Genomic DNA, 501 nt, shown 5'->3' with positions numbered 1-501 from the left:
AATGTTCCAAATTTGAGATTTCCGGGGTTTGAGGGGGAGTGGAATGAGACAATCTTAGGCAATGTGTGCACCATGAAGGCTGGAAAATTTATTGCGCCATCAGATATATTCGAAGAATTTAAGGAGAATTTATTTCCATGTTATGGAGGAAATGGATTAAGAGGTTATGTTTCCTCATATAACAAAGATGGTCTGTTTTCTCTTATCGGGCGTCAGGGTGCACTATGCGGAAATGTCAATCTAGTTTCTGGTAAAATTTACGCAACGGAACACGCATTAGTTGTTAATCCAGAACAAGATGTCGTTACAATATGGTTGTATCATTTATTGATCAAATTAAATTTAAATCAATACGCAACAGGGGCTGCTCAACCCGGATTATCAGTACAAAATCTCGAACGAGTAGAAGTAAAGGTGCCGAAATCCAAATTAGAGCAAGAGAAAATTTCATCTTTTCTTTATTTGTTAGATCAACGTATCGAAACCCAAAGCAAAATAATT

1 protein-coding gene is annotated in these 501 nt (G+C 36.7%); it reads left to right on the top strand.

All coding sequences use genetic code 11. The annotated features are described in order from the left end of the window. Positions 1–12: 12 nt before the first annotated feature. Positions 13–501 (top strand): restriction endonuclease subunit S (locus DRW42_RS28480; RefSeq protein ID WP_279634235.1); only part of this gene is annotated, 489 nt, incomplete at its 3' end.

The organism is Pedobacter miscanthi (assembly GCF_003315595.1).
Taxonomy (GTDB): domain Bacteria; phylum Bacteroidota; class Bacteroidia; order Sphingobacteriales; family Sphingobacteriaceae; genus Pedobacter; species Pedobacter miscanthi.
The sequence above is the reverse complement of the archived record's forward strand: the minus strand, read 5'-3'. Positions and strand labels throughout refer to the sequence as shown.